Here is a 16,489-nt window from a genome sequence, read left to right as displayed (position 1 = left end):
CTTTAATTTTAAACAGGTTGGTAGTGAGGAAATGTTATCGATCAGGATTTACTAATAAGATTTTTTTGGGAAAACGAACCGCGAAGACGCGAAGTCCGCGAAGGAAGAGAAAGAAGAGAGAGAGTTTAGGCGAAAAGGGGGAATTGGTTGCTGATGTTCCACCGGCTGCCGTCGTGAAGCAGTAAAGTTAACGCGGAAGCGGTAAACTCAAAGTGGAGCGATCGCCCGGAGAATTCCAACCAAGCCGTTTGAAAGTTCTCCTTAGTTAAATCGCGAAACGCTACTGTCATGTGCGGTACAAATGGGCGACTTTGAGAAACTCGCTCGACTATTCCCAAAGTTGCCTCCATATAACTCATCAAATATGAGTGAATCTCCAGCAATTCGGGCGATTTGACAACATCAACGTAAATGACGCGGGGCGCGAAAGCAGCAAAACCGGATAGAGTAACGGGAATGGGCAGCCGATTTGCACAAAACTGGTTCAAACTTTCCTCTAATTTGGGAACATCCTCCGCTAACGAGTGAAAAGGAGGTTGCAGCGTGATGTGCGGCGGCGAATTCAAAGCACCGCGGCTGTTGTAGTTTTCCGCAAAATACCGTTGAATCTCAGTAATCTGCTGTTCAATATCGGGAGGCGGCACTACGGCAATAAAAAATCGCTGTTTTGACTGGTTCATCGGATAACATCGCAGTTAACAAAGGATGGTGCAAAATGGAATATAGAGCATTTACCCTAGATCCCATTGGTGATCACCCATTCTCAATCTAAAATATAAAATCTAAAATCCCAAATAAAAATGCCTTGGTTTGTCAAAATTGAGCAAGGAATTGTCGAAAAGCCTGTCTTTGACCAATACGTGCCAGCTCACAGAGCTTATGTCCGAGAGTTGATTTCTAAAGGACACCGAGCGAAAACTGGCTACTGGGGGCGGCGGGGCGGCGGTATGTTGCTGTTTGAGGCGGGTTCGATGGATGAGGCGAAGGCGATCGTCGCTGAAGACCCGCTGGTGAAGAACGGTTGCGTTATTTATGAAATTTATCACTGGTGTGTGGTTGAAGAATAAATAACTGTGTTATACTCAGAAATGAACTGGACCCACGCGATTCCAACGCCCAAATCTTGTCAGGACCGGAAGGTAGCAGCAACACGGGATGCTTGTAATAGGCGTGGTCTCCGGTTCACCCAGTTTTATGAGGTGTAGCTCCTATGCCTGGTTTCGGAGATATTTTACAAAAAGCAGTTTACCTTGGTGTCGGGCTAGCTTCCTACGCTGGTGAAAAAGCTGGCAGCAAGTTAACTGAATTACGCACTGAAGCCCAAAAGCTGGCAGACGAATTAGTCAAGCGTGGCGAGATGTCAACGGAAGAAGCTCGCCGCTTTGTTGATGACATGGTGCAACAGGCTCAGCAGCAGCAGCCCCCCGTAGCCTCGGCTGGGAACGAAAAACCCGCTGAACCTCGGCGGATTGAAATTGTTTCTGAGGAAGAAGATGTCTCGGCAAAAGATGCTAAAGAGACAGGCGGCGTAGACAAGCTCCGCGAACAGGTGCAGAATTTACAAGAGGAATTGCGGCGGCTGAAGCGGGATTAAGCAGGAAAAAGCTCGCTCAGCAAACCATGAAGGGAACTCAGGATAAAACTCTTGAGTTCCCTTTTTGAATATCTCCCCTGTCAGATGTGGACGGATATCAGGCAATAGGTAATAGAATTGAAAGTAGGTGCAAGCACTTCACATGAGGCTGGCTGCACTTGTCTGTAAAATATTTTGTAATAGCCAACTGTCAAATTCATGGAAGATTGGTCTAAAGATTTTTTTGGAGCAATGGAAAATGCTGTTTCTGAAGTAGAGCATTTTTTCAGCGAAATGGGCGAAGAGTTTGTCGAAATGCTGGACGTTTTGGCAAAAATGTCGGAAGAGTTTACAGAACAAGTACAAAATAATCTGATTAACGACATTGACGGTTATTTCAATGAATTTGACGGTTTATTGAATGAATTTATCGAACCGATAATTGAAATTTGCCGCGACTTCGACCCGCAATTTGATGAGGTAGATTTGTCGATGGTGACTTATGTAGACCCTTCGCCGACGCAGCAGCCGGCTTGTCGCGGTTGTCGCAACTATCACGGTCAAGTTTACGGGGGAAATTTGTTGGTTTGTGCGATGCACCCTACTGGTGTGGAATCGGAGAGTTGTGCGGATTGGGAAACAGACGGCGATGCAGATTTTTGATGGCCCAGTTGAGTTTTTGAGGGGTTAATAGCTTATGGTAACGTCAATTCTGTCTCCGTCAAAGATTTCTCTGGAAGAGTTTCTGCTATTGCCAGAGACTAAGCCCGCTAGCGAGTATGTTGATGGTGAAATTCATCAAAAAGCTATGCCCCAAGGAAAACACAGCACGTTACAATTCGAGTTTCCATCTGTTATTAATCGAGTTGGCAAGCCGCAGAAATTAGCTTATGCTTTTCCCGAACTGCGCTGCACTTTTGGGGGACGTTCTATTGTTCCAGACATAGCAGTGTTCGAGTGGCCGCGCATTCCTATGAATTCTCAGGGAAAGATTGAAAATAGGTTTGAAATTGCGCCGGATTGGACAATAGAGATTTTATCGCCGGAGCAAAGTTCAACTCGCGTAATTAATAAGATTCTGTTTTGCCTCAAGAATCATACTAAATTAGGTTGGCTGATTGACCCGGAAGAAGAATTGGTAATTGTTTTTAAACCGCAGCAGGAACCTGAGATTAAAGAGAATGAAGATATTTTACCTGTGCTCGATGTGCTGTCGGATTTGCAACTGTCGGCGGATGATTTGTTTGGGCTGTTAAGTTTCGATCGCCCGTGAGTTACAGTTGAGTATAGGGAATATTGCATCTAACGGCATTTAAAGGTGAATCGCTCAACGGCTAATAATTCGCAATTTGGGTTTCCGAAAATGCCGCCATCGCTGCAATTGCGACAGTATCAGCGAGTGGCGGTTGCTAATTGGTTTGCGAATCAGGGACGCGGTACGCTGAAGATGGCGACGGGTAGTGGCAAGACGATTACTGCACTGGCGATCGCCACTGAATTATACAATAAAATTAACCTGCAAGTCCTGCTCGTAATTTGCCCTTACTGCCACCTGGTGAATCAGTGGGCGCGCGAATCCGAGAAATTTGGTTTAAAACCTATTTTGGCTTTTGATAGCGCCCGCAGTTGGCAGAATAAGCTGGCGGCGGGTTTGTATGAAGTGCGATCATCGGGTCATCGAGCATTTCTCACAATCATCACTACTAATGCTACCTTAATGGGAGATAGCTTGCGATCGCAACTGCGCTATTTCCCAGAAAAAACCCTGATTATTGGAGACGAAGTTCACAACTTAGGCGCGCCCCGTTTAGGAGAAAGTTTGCCGCGCAATATTGGACTGCGACTCGCCCTTTCCGCCACCCCAGAAAGGCATTTCGACGAACAAGGAACCGAAGCTATTTTAGATTATTTCGGCCCTGTTTTGCAGCCGGAACTCACCTTAGCGGATGCCATCCGCCAAAAAGCATTAGTACATTATTTATACTATCCAATTTTAGTAGAATTGACCGAATCCGAAACCCGCAAGTATTCCCGCTTAACTCAAAAGATTGGCTGGGCGCTTTGGGGCGATGAAAAAGTAGAAGAAAACGATGCTTTAACGACTTTATTAATGCAGCGAGCTCGGTTAATTGGGGCAGCGGCTAATAAATTAACAGCTTTGCGAGAATTAATGATTCACCGTCTCGACACAAGCCATACTTTATTTTACTGCGGCGACGGTGCGATCGAAGGAAGTGCGCGCCGAAATAACAACCGCCAACTAACAGAAACTGCGAAGTTATTGGGTTCAGAATTAGGCTACCGAGTTAACACTTATACTGCGGCAACTCCTTTAGCAGAAAGAGAACGATTGCGCCAGCAATTTGAGAGTGGAGAATTGCAAGGTTTAGTCGCGATTCGCTGTTTGGATGAAGGCGTGGATATTCCTGCAATTCGCAATGCTGTAATTTTAGCAAGCAGCAGCAATCCGCGCCAGTTTATTCAGCGCCGAGGACGGATTTTGCGGCCACATCCGGGGAAGGAAAGGGCAACTTTATTTGACATGATAGTTTTGCCTCCAGATTTGGGCCGTGAAACCTTAGAAGTCGAGCGCAATTTGCTGCGAAAAGAGTTGAAGCGGTTCTTGGAATTTGCCGATTTAGCGGACAATGCTGGGGAAGCTAGAGTGAAATTGCTGCAACATCAGAAGCGTTACGGGCTATTAGACATTTGACATTTATTAAGGTTCGGTTTATGTTTTAGAATAGAGAATTATTTGATCGTAGTTTGAGTTGCTAGTTTAGTTCGCGATCGCACCCAGACTTCAGAAACCAGCTTTCTTTGTAGATTTCTCGTGACTGTTCGCAAAACTCGTAGGAACCGGGTTTCTCGCCCATGAGCCTAGGCCCTGTATCTTTTAATATTTGCAAAAAAAATATGACTGAAAATCTTAATGAAAATTTGATTATGGCATTTAGATATGAAGATAGTGCGATCGCAGCCGTACCGACAAGCATTTTATCAGAAAAGCGTTCTTCTTATCAAACTCATCAGGAATTCAGCGACGTACAGGAACCAATTACTAGCGCGCCGACGGAAGTTCGGCAAATTATCGAGCGGGTATTGGAAATTGAAAAAGATAAACTGTACATGAGAGCTCCCCGCCACATTAACGATGACATTTTAAAAATTATCAAGGAAGCAATTGTATGAAGTTAATCTCAATTACTCTGTGCAACTTTCGTCAATTTTACGGCAAAAGTCCTGAAATTAAACTAGCTTGGGGTAGGCAAAATATTACAGTAATTCACGGTAATAACGGCGCTGGAAAAACGGCTTTGATGAATGCCTTTACGTGGGTACTTTACGGACAATTTAGCGCGGCTTTTGCGGCGGAAGAACAATTAGTAAACAAGCGCGCTCTGGCTGAGGCGGAAATTGGAAAAGCCGTAGGTTGTTGGGCGGAAATTGTGTTTGAACACGACAGCACGCGCTACCAAGCAAAACGCATCTGTCGTGCTTATAAAAGTGAAAATACTGTAGAACATGGCAAGGCGGAATTGTTTCTGAGTGTAGCAAAAGATAACGGTCTCTGGCTGAAGCCGGATCAGCATCCCGATGATATTATCGGGCGGATTTTGCCGGAAAGTTTACATAAATATTTCTTTTTTGATGGGGAGCGAATCGAGCAAATTGTCCGCTATGACAAGAAGGCAGAAATTGCGGAAGCTACTAAGGAGTTGCTGGGGGTGGAAGTCTTGAATAGATCGATCCGGCATTTAGGAGAAGCAAAAAAATCTCTTGAGACAGATTTAAATATAATTGGGAATGCTGAAACGAAGAATCTTTTAAAAGATAAGCAAAAAATTGAGCAAGAAGCTGAGCTACTTTCGAGCAGACAAGGAGAAATCGAGCGGGAATTGGCCAACCAAGGGGAGTTAAAAAAAGCCGTTAATGGTAATTTGTTGGAACTTAGCGGTGCTGCGGATTTACAAAAGTTGCGAGACGAATTGGAACTGCAAAAAAGTTTATTGAAGCAACAAATTGTACAGGCTACAGATGCTCTAAAACGAGCAATTTCTGTGCGCGGTTACGCGGTATTTCTGTCAGATGCGGCGGCTGAATTTGAAGTGCTTGTCGGGGGTTTACGAGAAAAAGGCGAGTTGCTTTCGGGGATTCAGCGGCCGTTTTTGGAAGAGTTATTAGCGCAGCAGAGGTGTATCTGCGGTGCCGAATTAGTGGAGGGTTCTGAATCTCGCCAACAGGTTAGCGGTTGGATGGATAAGGCGGGTGTTGGTGATGTGGAAGAAACAACTATTCGGATTAGCGATCGGGTAAATGAAATTGATAGGCAAGTGGCTGATTTTTGGGAGGAAATTGACCGACAGCAAGGCAATATCAGCCGCGACAGAACCGAACTTTCTCGGATAGAAAATCAGCTAGACGATATTCACAACAAGCTGCGAAATTTTCCTGACGGCGATGTCAGCCGCTTGCAAAAGCGCTTGGATGAAATTGAGGCAAAAATTGGCGATTTGCACCGGGAAACAGGCTCTAACCAGCAGCAGATTGAGAGTTTGAAGGCGTCGATAGCGAATCTGGAAAAGCAAATAGACAAGCAGCAACTGAATGAGCAAAGGCAAGTATTAGCCCAGCGCCGGATTGCTGCGACTCAGGATGCGATCGATCGCCTAACTGAAGTGCGATCGCGCTTAGAAAAACAGTTTTGTTCTCAATTAGAAAAGCGGGTGCAAGATATTTTTAGTCAAATTTCTTTTACTCCTTACATCCCAAAGTTGAGCGATAAATATGAACTGACGCTAGTAGAAAATACGTCGGGACAAGAATCTTTGGTTGCCGCTTCTACGGGAGAAAATCAAATTCTCAGCTTGTCGTTTATCGGCGGAATTATTGAGGGCGTGCGTGAGTGGAGTCAAAAAAATACTTTGATGGGCCCGGATAGCAGTACGTTTCCAATTGTGATGGATTCTCCCTTTGGGAGTTTGGACGAGATTTATCGCAAGCAAATTGCAAATAAGCTGCCGAAGTTGGCGAATCAATTGGTAGTTTTGGTAACTAAAACTCAGTGGCGCGGAGAAGTTGCTCAAGAGATGGAAAGTTCCATTGGCCGGGAATACGTGCTGGTGTACAATTCTCCGAAAGCTGATTGTGAAGAAGATGCGATCGAACTTGGCGGGACGCGCTATCCTTTAGTTAAACGCAGTCCAAATGAATTTGAATATACGGAAATTGTAGAGGTGGAGTATGACTTCTAATTCGGCAATTACGCAGGCTTTGGAAACGGATATTTGGGTGAAGGCGACGTGGGAAGAGTTTCTGAATTTTGCTGAGGATTCAGCATGGGAAAAGGGCAAGTTTTATTACTATCAAGAACACATGAGGGTAGAAATGTCACCAGTAGGGCCATTGCACGGGCGTCAAAATTCGCTCGTTTCCTATGTAATTATTCTTTTTGCCACCTTAAGAAATATCCGAGTAGTTCAGTTTACTAATACCAGTTTTCGTAAAGCAGGTATTGGCGAGTTTCAACCTGATTTAGCTTACTATATCGGTTCAGATTTGAGAGTGCCTCCTGATGACAGCAATTCAACAGTTGATTTGAATGAATACGATCCGCCTAATTTGGTAGTAGAAATTGGGGCCTCTTCTTTTAACGATGATTTAGGAGGCAAGCGGTTGCTTTACGAAGGCGCAGGAATAGCTGAATATTGGGTGGATCGTGCGAACAAGCGGGAGGTTTTTGCATTTGCGATTAATAACGGAGGTAGCGGGAGAATTCAAGAGTCGCGGGTTTTGCCTGGGCTGGAAATCCGGTTAGTTGAGGAAGCTTTGAACCGGAGTCAAACCCAAGATGATGGGGAAATTAATCGCTGGTTGATTCAAAGTTTTAGTCAAGGTTGAAGGGAGTTTAACGTGGAAAAAGAGTATCATAAGTTGGTGCGCGATCGCATTCCTGAAATTATTCGCCAAAGCGGGAATGAATGCGAGTTTGTAATTTTGTCGGAGGCAGAATACCGTCAAGCTTTGCTGCAGAAATTGATTGAAGAAGCGGGGGAAGCGGCGGAGGCTGATGAGGAAGATTTGGTGGCGGAATTGGCGGATTTGTATGAGGTGATAGATGCGGTGATGGTGAGTTTTGGCATTTCGGGCGATCGACTTTTGGCGGAACAAATGAAGCGGCGGGAAGCAAGAGGAGGTTTTGCACAAAAAATTATGTTGTTGCGGACATGGTAAAGTGCGCCTGTGCGGACTGTTGGATATTTGCGAGATGTATTATAGTTAGAAACTAAATATTATGGCAATGGCTGCTAACAAAATTAGAATTGCTAAAGATAAAGCGGAGTTAGTCAAATCATTAACTTTATCGGATAACAACACTGGCCCTTTCCAGACTTACGCCGATGTCATCGCTTTCGCCGCATCCTTGGGAAAGCAGCGGAAAAAACGATCGCCTTTGGGGGAAATTTCTAAACGAGAACCGGGTGCGATCGATGTTGATATTTTTGTATCGAGGGGCTACGATATGGCGATTAAATTAATTGCGATCGCCGAAACCAAAAATCCTCAAATTCTCTCCCATCTTGACGAAAAATTGGAAGCAGAACGCTTGCAAATTTTTGAAGAATATGCTAATGGTGGACTGGAAATTTTGCGAGAAGAGTTGCGGGGTGCGGCGGATTATACCGATCGCCTTTTGTTGGTTTTGATTTCCGAAAGAGATAACCAACATCGGTCAAATGAAGAATTCGATTTAAGCAAGTTTTTATTTTAATAGGTTTCCAATGAAGCACATCCCAAAAGATATAATCAAGAGATGCTTAAAGAAATCTGCAAAATTTATTGCTTACAGTTACTCAGCATTTATTATCGGCTATTTCATTCTCAAACTAATCTTTTGGGATAGAATAGGAATAATTGCCTTAATTAGCACTTTTAGCCCCTTAATTTTCTTCCCTACTTTCCTGCTTCCCATCCTCGGATTGTTAATCATCAAAAAAAGATGGTTCACTGTTATTTCTGCGATCGCCTGTATTATCCTAATAAGTTGGCTGCACATTAAATACTTTAGCCCCAAACCAATAAACATCACAAATTCGCAGCATAGCATCAAAGTTTTCTCCCATAACCTCAGTTGGCATAAAACTCAGTCACCTACTTTATTTAAACTGATTGACCAGCAAAAACCCGATATTATCTTTTTACAAGAAATGGTTCAAAAACATACCGAAAGAGCTTTTTCCTGGTTGAAAGCAGACTACCCCTATCAAATTGGCACTCACTCTGTAGGAATTTTAAGTAAATATCCAATTGTATCTAGCGAAATACTGCATTTAGCCGGCCATCCAGAAACGCAGCAGCGGGCCATTATTAAATTTAACGAACAAGAAGTAGTGATTTATAATATGCAAGCTACCGGGCCGTGGTTGAAACTCTCTAAAAAATGGCGTTTTCTCAAAATTCCAGTTTACAAATATGACAAACGTTTGCCTGAAATTCAAGACTTAGTGCAGCGAGTTGAGCGAGAAACTCTGCCAGTAATTGTCGCGGGCGATTTTAATATGACAGACGAAACTCAAGACTATGACAGCGTGCAGAAAGTCTTGCAAGATTCTTTCCGAAAATCTGGATTTGGGTTTGGTTTTACCTGGCCTCACGGTTGGGAACTTAAATTCTTGGTGAAAAGGTCGAATTGGAGATTAAATTATCCGGTTTTCCGGATTGATTATATTTGGTATTCAAAGCATTGGGGTGCTAAATCTAGTTCGGTTTTGGAGGCAACTGAGTCGGATCATTTGCCTGTAGGAGCCGAACTTGTTTTGTTAAATGAAGCCAGATTGTGAGAATTTTTTTAGTCAATACCAGTCTACGATTGCGAGTTCCGAAACTCTAGAAAATTCGTTGACATTGTGGGTGACGAGAGTCGCTTGGAGGGCTACGGCTGTCCCTGCAATCAAAACATCCATCGGGCCGATGGGAGTACCTTGTTGCTCCAACTGGGCGCGAATTGTAGCAGCCGCAAGAGCAGCATCGCGATCGAAAGCAATAACGTTAACTCTGCTCAAAAATTGCTGAAGTTGTTGGGTGCGTTTTGCCGGCGAATTGGATTTAGCAATGCCGACTTGCAACTCAAAAAGGACGATCGTAGAAACGACTATTTCCTGGGGAGAAACATTAGCAAGGTTTTGAGCAACTTGTCCTTGACCTTTGAAATAATAGATCAAAGTGTTGGTATCCAAAACGTACATTTACAGACTCTCCCGCAGGATGTCTTGTCCAGATTCAGCACGAATATCTTCCAGGGATGGAAAATCTTTTTCCCAAGTTCCAGCAAGGGAAAAAACAAGTTCAGTCCAAGGAATCGCAGAGTCTACGGTGTCTGTTGGTTGGTTTGCGCTCAGGTGCTTGGCACAAACGAATTCAGCGAAAGTGAGAATTTCGCTGGCTTGGTCTTTGGGAAGGGTTTTGACGATTGCGTAAATCTGTTCAGCGATGGTCATAATCTGGCTCTAAGTAAGGTGCCGATTCAATTATACAAAACCAATTTGCTTCCTGCTTTATCAGTCTTCGTCGCTGTGGATTTTGCCCAAGAAAAACTTAGCTCAGCACTGGCGGCAATCCTACCTCTTGCGGCTGCACAAACCGGCCGTTAAAACTAATAGCTTTATCCTCAAAAGTCCTTGCTTCCGCCACCGCTTGCCGCAAATGAGCTCTATCCATATCGTCCTGAATTCCCCCCACCAAATATACAATTAACTTTGTTGCTAAATCCTTTCCAGAAACTAGCATTCGCTTTTTGTTCGGATCGTACAAAATCCCGTACCACGCCGACTCAGGATTGTCCATGTGGCTAAATCCTTCATCGACATCGAATCTGCGGAGTTTGTCGAAAATAGATTTCAGGGAAAGTTTCTTCCTAAATACTAGAATTCCCAAAGCATTAGCTAAAGCAATTTGACCGACTGGACGGAACAAAATATTTCCCTCGCCCCCTGGCTTTTCAAAACTAAATCGGCGCAATTCCGCCGTTTCTTCGCCGCTTTCAATTCTTTGATAGCTGGGTAAAGTTGCTAAATGATCGAACAATTTTTTAAACTCTTCAATTCCCTCTTTTAGTTCTTCATCTTCGGGACGCATAGGAATTAAACCTTTTCGTTCCGGCTTCCAATGGGGGAATTTGTATTCTAAATACCGTTCGGACATATCTTGCAGCGCTTGCAATGTGGTTAAGACTGTTGATTTGGCTGCGACTGTGGCGCTGTCCCAATTGACGCGGGGGTTTCTGTCATCTTGTTCTTTTAATAAGGGATGGGTGACGGCAATTTTTCGGGCTGCGATCGCAAATCCGTTGTCCTCGTTCAATAATGCTAGCTGGCCCTGACTCAGCGTTACCGCCATTAGGTTAACGTGCACAAAGATCGATCGCACGCGCCGTTGTGCTTGCTGTCGCGTTTCCCCCGCTACCGCCGCCGGGATAAACTCAATCCCGATTTTTTCGTGAGCTAATTTATACACTGTTTCGGGGTCGATTTGATACTCTTCTGCTAAATCTTCCAGAGTAATTGCAGCGCCGACAGGTTTTTTATTTTTGTTGTATCTTTGCATGATTCCGGTTTTAATTAAACTCATTAAACCTTGAACTCCCATCAGCCGATGCTGGCCGTCTAAGGCAAAAATTGAGACTTCTTGAGAGACATTCAAAAGCCCTAAGTTCTCGTTTTTGTCAAAGGATGTAAATTCAGTCGCGGATTTGGTTGCTACGCCATTTTTATCCCATTCCTCGGCTAGAGGATTATCTACCCACGGGGGACTGACGACTACTAAAACTGCGGGGAATTTGTGCGATTTTCGGGCGGCTAAGTATTGAGTGAGGGCGGCTTGGCGCGACCAATCTAAGGGACGCTGGATAATTTCGTCAATGGTTTCGTCGTCGCGCACGATGTTGTTGGTTTGGAGGTCGAATTTTTGGCGGAAAAGCGGCATTTGGGAGGCGAAACGGACGCGAGAGTCTAACCATTCTAGGGTGACTGAACCGATGTATGCTTCGCTGTTTCCCATCTGGGTTTTTTGTACGAAAATGCGATCGCCCTTTCCTAAATATTTATCTAATAAAAGTGCGATTTCCTGTCTGTCGCTATTTTCTTTTTCTAAAATTTTGCTAGCGAGGTCATCCGCTGGGTTGGTATTCATTGGCATTTTTTATATAATTAGGCTATTTTTCAAAAATATCATCATTTAAACTTTATGTCAACGCTTGTTTTTAAAAAAACATTGTGAAATACTTAAGTTATGCCCTACTCGCCCCCCATTTTTCATAAGTTTTGCTAAAAGTCAATAGTTATTAATGCTTAACTTTATGCCCCATGCCCCATGCCCCATGCCCCATGCCCCATGCCCCATGCCCCATGCCCCATGCCCCATTCCCAATGCCCCATTCTAAAATATGTCTACTCCTTCTTTTGAATACATTTTGCCGGTGATCCGGGGAATTCAAGCGGGCCGCGAATATTACGTGTCGATGTGTCCGGTGCGTTTTTTGCCGAAATTGTTTCCCTTTGAATCTGAAGATTTGCCGCCCTCGATGCGGGCGAAACGCGCGCTTAATAAAGCTAGGATTCCCGAAATTGCTGATTATTTTGTTAAGAATCCTACAAATTATACTTGTGGGGCTATTGCTGCTTCGATTGATGCGGATATTACTTTTGAAGCAGTGGGAAATGAGGCCGAAGAACGGAAAATCGGTCGCTTGCGAGTGCCGATGGATGCTAAGTTTACTATTAATGACGGACAGCATCGCCGGGCGGCTTTTGAGATGGCTTTGAGGGAAAATCCGCAGTTGGGATATGAGACGGTGGCGCTGATTTTGTTTCTCGATATTGGATTGGAAAAATCGCAGCAGATGTTTGCTGATTTGAATAATTTTCAAGTTCCTTTGGAGGCGTCACTAAGTCTACTTTACAACCACCGGGACGATGGCGCTTTTGTGGTGAAGGCGGTTGTTAAGCAGGTTGAGGTTTTCCGGTGTTTGACTGAGATGGAGAAGGGGAGTTTGAACGGGCGATCGCACAAATTGTTTACGCTGAGTGCGATCGATCGTGCTATCATGGCTTTGCTGTCTAATATTCACAGCAGCGAACAGGCAAAACCCTCTGGTTCTCGCACCAAAAAAGAACAGAAAGAGGAAGAACTTGGTCAAAAAATACAACTGGCGGTTAGTTATTGGAATGCGGTTTGCAGTTTTATTCCAGATTGGCAATTAGTTCTGCACAAGCAAGTGGCGGCGGGGGAAATGCGCCGGGATTGCGTACACTGTCACAGTGTTGTGCTTGAGAGTTTGGGGGAAGTTGGGGCCGCTTTGCTGTCGGTTTTTCCTGAGAGTTGGGAGGAACGTTTGAGCCTTTTGCAGCAGGTTGATTGGTCGATTTCTAATCCTGATTGGGAGAATGGGATTGTGTTGAAAGGGGGGATTTCGCGATCGAGGGCGAGTGTTAGTTGGATGACTGATTATTTGAAAAAGCGGTTGGGTTTGGAAACCGCAGAGGCAGCACAGGCGGGACGCCCGTAGATGCAGCACAGGCGGGACACCCGTGCCATGTGCGCTCTCAGATTGCCTCTATCCGGTAGAGTCGGCTCTAATCGCGTGTGTTGTCTGATAGCTGTATTACAGATATGAGTGTAATTTATAGGTTTTTAGAAGACATTCAGCCCATTTATAGATGGATTTATGGATTTGCAGTCTATATTTGGGCTGCAAAGCTTGACACCAAACAATTTATGCGCTAAATTTGCGATATCAGTAAACCTAGAGGCAAATATTATGACCGATGCTGCTTACCAGACATCTTTTGCCGTCAATATCAATAACGGCAAGCGTTCCAGCGCCAATATTGTTTTGCTGCTCACCCAGCAAGATGCACAAAGTCAGGCATATGCAGACGCATCAACTTGCGGTGCTAGAGTCTTCCTGTGTCACTTATACGAGCAAGGCAAAAGAAGTCATCTCACCTTTTCTTTGCCTTTTAACCTGCTGCAGGAAATGGCGAGGCTGCAAACTGCTGACACCAAGAAAAACAAATCTAATGCGGAGGAATTGATTAATCGCCCCCTGATTCGATCGCACGTTGATGAGATTGCCAAATACTTGCTCGAAACAGAAAACTACATCATTCCTCCTTTTATCTTTAACTCAAATACACCCATTAAAGTTTTTGCTTTTGGTACGGGACCAGTTAAATTTGGATATGCTGTCATCCCTGCAAATATTGAGCTTTATGTCACTGATGGTCAACATCGACTCAAAGCTATTGAGAAGGCAATTCCAGAACGACCGGAATTGCGAGATGACAGCGTGACAGTTTTAGTTGTCCAAGAAGATGATATCGATCAGATTCACCAAGATTTTGCAGACTGTGCTAAAAACAAGCCTATTCCACCTGCGCTTCTAGCAGCTTTTGATGTTACGAATGTCTTATCAAGACTAACTCGTAGCATCTCTAAGGAGCTAGTCATTTTTGATGGTCGGATTGATAAAATATCAAAAACTGTGGCTAAAGACCCTTCTTATATTTTTACTATGAGTCAGCTACGGGTGGGTATGGCTGAATTTTTAGTCGGCTCCTCTCGCAAACAAGTAATTGAATCTCGATCTAATCAGCAAAAGAGTGAGTTTAAAACGCTTTTGGATAAGGCAAAAACATTCTACACGCAATTTGCTCAGATTAACGAGGCTTGGCAATCTTTATTGCAACCAGCCTCAAAAACAGTGAATCTGGATCTCTATAAATTACGACAAGAGAGAATAGATTTTAACTCTGCTGGTTTTATAGTCATCAGTAGAGTCGGCTATTTTATCTTCTTTGGGAATGAATTCAGTGAAGAGCAGCGAAATTTACTTGTTGAGGCACTAGCGAAACTTGACTATCACCGCACCTCACAACTGTGGCAAAACAGTTTGGTAATGGATGACGGCGATGGCAACAAGAAAATAATTGCTCAGATGGCAGCAGTAGATAAGGGTTTTAAAATTGCTCTACGTGAGGTTGAAGCTCAGACGGGGCTGAAATTAAAATAAGTGTGGACTGCTGGTGTTCTATAATAATCTAAGAATTCAAAACTTCCGCAGGGTCGTTCCTAAGACTTAATTTCTGGGATTCGATCCACTCGGTTGAAGATTTTGGGCAGAAACTGGGTTTCCTGCCCTCTTTCTTGCTTTTTTAGGGATTGTTAATCATGACAGAAATTCAAGGCTCACTATTTCCTCAACGTACTGTTCCTAAGTTAATCAATGATGTAGAAAATTTAACTCTAGAAATTCAGGAGTTGTATTGTAGCGATGAAATTCCATGGATTTTAGGTGTATCTTTTGGGAAAGATTCGAGCGCCGTATTGCAGTTAATCTGGAATGCGATCTCAGCACTACCAGCGGAAAAGCGCACAAAAACAATTCATTTAATTACAACAGATACGCTGGTTGAAAATCCGATAATTTCTACCTGGGTTCGCAATTGTATTAAACAGGTTAAGTTAGCAGCTAAGCAGCAAAAAATGCCTGTTGAACCCCATTTGCTTCATCCTTCCGTTCAAGAAACATTCTGGGTATGTTTAATTGGTAGAGGCTATCCAGCACCTCGAAATGGATTTCGCTGGTGTACCGATCGCATGAAAATTCAACCTGTTAACCATTTTATCCGTGAAATGGTTAGGTCTCACGGGGAAACTATTGTTGTTTTAGGCACTCGAAAGGCGGAGAGCAGCAAACGCGCTGCAACAATGAAAAGACATGAAGCAGGTAGAGTGCGCGAGCGCTTGAGTCCTAATTCTCGTTTAATTAACTCTCTAATTTACACTCCTGTGGAAGACTGGCGGGATGATGAAGTTTGGCTTTATCTAATGCAGTATCCTAACCCTTGGGGAGGTGACAATAAAGACTTGTTTACCATGTATCGCGGTGCGACAGCAGATAACGAATGCCCTCTAGTCGTTGATACTTCCACCCCTAGCTGTGGAGATTCTCGCTTTGGCTGCTGGGTTTGTACAATGGTAGACCAAGATAAATCTATGCAGGCAATGATTTTGAATGATGAAGAAAAAGAATGGATGCAGCCTCTCCTCGATCTTCGCAACGAATTAGACATTCAAAACGATCACGATAAAAGAGACTTCCGGCGCATTTACGGTAGAGTAGAACTGTTTGAACGCAACATGGGCGACGAAAAAACCTCCGTCGAACATATCCCAGGCCCCTACACCAAATTCTGGCGAGAACACTGGCTAAGACGAGTCTTGGAAGCACAAACCCAGATCCGCAAAACCGCACCCCTAGAAATGCGCGATATCACCTTAATTACCCCAGAAGAACTTAGCGAAATCCGCCGAATTTGGCTGGAACAAAAGCACGAATTTGACGACAGCTTGCCCCGGATTTACGAAGAAGTCACGGGCGAACCTTTTAAAGATTCCCGTCCCGCCGCCGAAAGAAAACTCCTAGGTAGCGATGAATGGACTGTGATCGAAGAGATTTGCTGCGAGGACAAAATGCACCTCGAATTGATGGCAAAACTCCTTGATACAGAACGCCAATACTACACAAAACCCCGCCGTACAGGCATTTACCCTGATTTGGACAAATGCTTTGAAACCAGTTCGCGATCGAAGGAAGAAGCGATTGGCAACGCCCACTATCAACGCAATTTAAAAAAAGCGGTGGAAGATATTAAAGCAAATCCGACGGAAAAAATTCAGCAATTCAAAGATGCGATCGCCCAAACCAACAGTTCCGCCAAAAACGATACCGTTGATATTGCCAAACTTAAAGAAGAACTCGAAAGCAACAGCAATCAAAGCAGACAGCTATCTTGGGCAGACATCAAATATTCTACTCCCGATGTAGGAGATAAAAATAGCAAAGATTAAATCTGT

18 protein-coding genes and 1 other RNA gene are annotated in these 16,489 nt (G+C 44.0%); 15 read left to right on the top strand and 4 right to left on the bottom strand.

From position 1 onward, the window contains the following. Positions 1-125: 125 nt before the first annotated feature. On the bottom strand, positions 126-680 hold the full coding sequence (locus NDI35_RS02825; protein WP_445311400.1) for a 2'-5' RNA ligase family protein: 555 nt from the start codon (positions 678-680) through the stop codon (positions 126-128). 120 nt (positions 681-800) lie between these two features. Between NDI35_RS02825 and NDI35_RS02820 the strand changes: the two genes are divergently transcribed. The 12 genes from NDI35_RS02820 (at position 801) to NDI35_RS02765 (ending at position 9,414) form a co-directional block, all read left to right on the top strand. Then, positions 801-1,067, top strand: coding sequence for a YciI family protein (locus NDI35_RS02820; RefSeq protein ID WP_006632991.1), 267 nt, complete (start codon positions 801-803; stop codon positions 1,065-1,067). A 23-nt stretch (positions 1,068-1,090) separates the two neighbouring features. Then, an RNA gene (ffs, locus tag NDI35_RS02815) (signal recognition particle sRNA small type) lies at positions 1,091-1,187 on the top strand. A gap of 23 nt (positions 1,188-1,210) precedes the next feature. Then, on the top strand, positions 1,211-1,594 hold the full coding sequence (locus tag NDI35_RS02810) for a phasin family protein (RefSeq protein ID WP_333316526.1): 384 nt from the start codon (positions 1,211-1,213) through the stop codon (positions 1,592-1,594). 198 nt (positions 1,595-1,792) lie between these two features. Then, positions 1,793-2,236 (top strand): hypothetical protein, encoded by a 444-nt coding sequence (locus NDI35_RS02805; RefSeq protein WP_445311399.1) that lies wholly within the window; start codon positions 1,793-1,795, stop codon positions 2,234-2,236. 34 nt (positions 2,237-2,270) lie between these two features. After that, the gene (locus NDI35_RS02800; RefSeq protein WP_445311398.1) at positions 2,271-2,846 is read left to right on the top strand and encodes a Uma2 family endonuclease; all 576 of its coding nucleotides are present in this window, start codon (positions 2,271-2,273) and stop codon (positions 2,844-2,846) included. Positions 2,847-2,891: 45 nt separating this feature from the next. Next, on the top strand, positions 2,892-4,286 hold the full coding sequence (locus NDI35_RS02795; RefSeq protein WP_510182635.1) for a DNA phosphorothioation system restriction enzyme: 1,395 nt from the start codon (positions 2,892-2,894) through the stop codon (positions 4,284-4,286). Positions 4,287-4,489: 203 nt separating this feature from the next. Then, positions 4,490-4,765, top strand: a complete 276-nt coding sequence (locus NDI35_RS02790) for a hypothetical protein (protein WP_445311397.1) — start codon at positions 4,490-4,492, stop codon at positions 4,763-4,765. Further along, positions 4,762-6,828 carry an AAA family ATPase gene (locus tag NDI35_RS02785; protein WP_445311396.1) on the top strand — a complete coding sequence of 689 codons (2,067 nt, stop codon included), beginning with the start codon at positions 4,762-4,764 and terminating at the stop codon, positions 6,826-6,828. The genes NDI35_RS02790 and NDI35_RS02785 overlap by 4 nt, the downstream gene beginning before the upstream one ends. Further along, positions 6,818-7,474 (top strand): Uma2 family endonuclease, encoded by a 657-nt coding sequence (locus NDI35_RS02780; RefSeq protein ID WP_445311395.1) that lies wholly within the window; start codon positions 6,818-6,820, stop codon positions 7,472-7,474. The genes NDI35_RS02785 and NDI35_RS02780 overlap by 11 nt, the downstream gene beginning before the upstream one ends. Before the next feature lie 12 nt (positions 7,475-7,486). Further along, positions 7,487-7,807 (top strand): nucleoside triphosphate pyrophosphohydrolase, encoded by a 321-nt coding sequence (locus NDI35_RS02775; protein WP_445311394.1) that lies wholly within the window; start codon positions 7,487-7,489, stop codon positions 7,805-7,807. A gap of 67 nt (positions 7,808-7,874) precedes the next feature. After that, complete coding sequence (locus NDI35_RS02770; RefSeq protein ID WP_445311393.1) at positions 7,875-8,345, top strand: DNA phosphorothioation-associated protein 4; 471 nt, start codon at positions 7,875-7,877, stop codon at positions 8,343-8,345. A 10-nt stretch (positions 8,346-8,355) separates the two neighbouring features. Beyond that, entirely contained in the window at positions 8,356-9,414 is a 1,059-nt protein-coding gene (locus NDI35_RS02765) for an endonuclease/exonuclease/phosphatase family protein (protein ID WP_445311392.1), read from the top strand. 12 nt (positions 9,415-9,426) lie between these two features. Here the strand turns inward: NDI35_RS02765 and NDI35_RS02760 are convergent, their stop codons facing one another. From NDI35_RS02760 to NDI35_RS02750, 3 genes are all read right to left on the bottom strand, one after another. After that, on the bottom strand, positions 9,427-9,819 hold the full coding sequence (locus NDI35_RS02760; protein ID WP_445311391.1) for a type II toxin-antitoxin system VapC family toxin: 393 nt from the start codon (positions 9,817-9,819) through the stop codon (positions 9,427-9,429). Then, complete coding sequence (locus tag NDI35_RS02755; protein ID WP_445311390.1) at positions 9,820-10,071, bottom strand: DUF2281 domain-containing protein; 252 nt, start codon at positions 10,069-10,071, stop codon at positions 9,820-9,822. Positions 10,072-10,168: 97 nt separating this feature from the next. Next, a complete protein-coding gene (locus tag NDI35_RS02750) occupies positions 10,169-11,761 on the bottom strand; it encodes a DGQHR domain-containing protein (RefSeq protein WP_445311389.1) in 1,593 nt (530 codons plus the stop codon). Between the two features lie 253 nt (positions 11,762-12,014). On the opposite strand from NDI35_RS02750, the gene dndB reads away from it, so the two are divergent. The 3 genes from dndB (at position 12,015) to dndC (ending at position 16,483) form a co-directional block, all read left to right on the top strand. Then, a complete protein-coding gene (gene dndB / locus NDI35_RS02745; protein ID WP_445311388.1) occupies positions 12,015-13,136 on the top strand; it encodes a DNA sulfur modification protein DndB in 1,122 nt (373 codons plus the stop codon). Between the two features lie 159 nt (positions 13,137-13,295). After that, a complete protein-coding gene (locus tag NDI35_RS02740; protein ID WP_445311387.1) occupies positions 13,296-14,642 on the top strand; it encodes a DNA sulfur modification protein DndB in 1,347 nt (448 codons plus the stop codon). Between the two features lie 158 nt (positions 14,643-14,800). After that, positions 14,801-16,483, top strand: coding sequence for a DNA phosphorothioation system sulfurtransferase DndC (gene dndC / locus NDI35_RS02735; RefSeq protein ID WP_445311386.1), 1,683 nt, complete (start codon positions 14,801-14,803; stop codon positions 16,481-16,483). Positions 16,484-16,489 lie beyond the last annotated feature (6 nt).

The sequence above is a fragment of the Microcoleus vaginatus FACHB-2002 genome (genome assembly GCF_040004035.1).
Taxonomy (GTDB): Bacteria; Cyanobacteriota; Cyanobacteriia; order Cyanobacteriales; family Microcoleaceae; genus Microcoleus; species Microcoleus vaginatus_C.
This window is presented reverse-complemented; position numbering and strand designations above follow the sequence as displayed.

What these genes read in the sequence shown, in the direction of transcription:
- NDI35_RS02825 (WP_445311400.1), bottom strand. Translation starts at nt 680, where the DNA reads ATGAACCAGTCAAAACAGCGATTTTTTATTGCCGTAGTGCCGCCTCCC.
- NDI35_RS02820 (WP_006632991.1), top strand. Translation starts at nt 801, where the DNA reads ATGCCTTGGTTTGTCAAAATTGAGCAAGGAATTGTCGAAAAGCCTGTC.
- NDI35_RS02810 (WP_333316526.1), top strand. Translation starts at nt 1,211, where the DNA reads ATGCCTGGTTTCGGAGATATTTTACAAAAAGCAGTTTACCTTGGTGTC.
- NDI35_RS02805 (WP_445311399.1), top strand. Translation starts at nt 1,793, where the DNA reads ATGGAAGATTGGTCTAAAGATTTTTTTGGAGCAATGGAAAATGCTGTT.
- NDI35_RS02800 (WP_445311398.1), top strand. Translation starts at nt 2,271, where the DNA reads ATGGTAACGTCAATTCTGTCTCCGTCAAAGATTTCTCTGGAAGAGTTT.
- NDI35_RS02790 (WP_445311397.1), top strand. Translation starts at nt 4,490, where the DNA reads ATGACTGAAAATCTTAATGAAAATTTGATTATGGCATTTAGATATGAA.
- NDI35_RS02785 (WP_445311396.1), top strand. Translation starts at nt 4,762, where the DNA reads ATGAAGTTAATCTCAATTACTCTGTGCAACTTTCGTCAATTTTACGGC.
- NDI35_RS02780 (WP_445311395.1), top strand. Translation starts at nt 6,818, where the DNA reads ATGACTTCTAATTCGGCAATTACGCAGGCTTTGGAAACGGATATTTGG.
- NDI35_RS02770 (WP_445311393.1), top strand. Translation starts at nt 7,875, where the DNA reads ATGGCTGCTAACAAAATTAGAATTGCTAAAGATAAAGCGGAGTTAGTC.
- NDI35_RS02765 (WP_445311392.1), top strand. Translation starts at nt 8,356, where the DNA reads ATGAAGCACATCCCAAAAGATATAATCAAGAGATGCTTAAAGAAATCT.
- NDI35_RS02760 (WP_445311391.1), bottom strand. Translation starts at nt 9,819, where the DNA reads ATGTACGTTTTGGATACCAACACTTTGATCTATTATTTCAAAGGTCAA.
- NDI35_RS02755 (WP_445311390.1), bottom strand. Translation starts at nt 10,071, where the DNA reads ATGACCATCGCTGAACAGATTTACGCAATCGTCAAAACCCTTCCCAAA.
- NDI35_RS02750 (WP_445311389.1), bottom strand. Translation starts at nt 11,761, where the DNA reads ATGAATACCAACCCAGCGGATGACCTCGCTAGCAAAATTTTAGAAAAA.
- dndB (WP_445311388.1), top strand. Translation starts at nt 12,015, where the DNA reads ATGTCTACTCCTTCTTTTGAATACATTTTGCCGGTGATCCGGGGAATT.
- NDI35_RS02740 (WP_445311387.1), top strand. Translation starts at nt 13,296, where the DNA reads ATGGATTTGCAGTCTATATTTGGGCTGCAAAGCTTGACACCAAACAAT.
- dndC (WP_445311386.1), top strand. Translation starts at nt 14,801, where the DNA reads ATGACAGAAATTCAAGGCTCACTATTTCCTCAACGTACTGTTCCTAAG.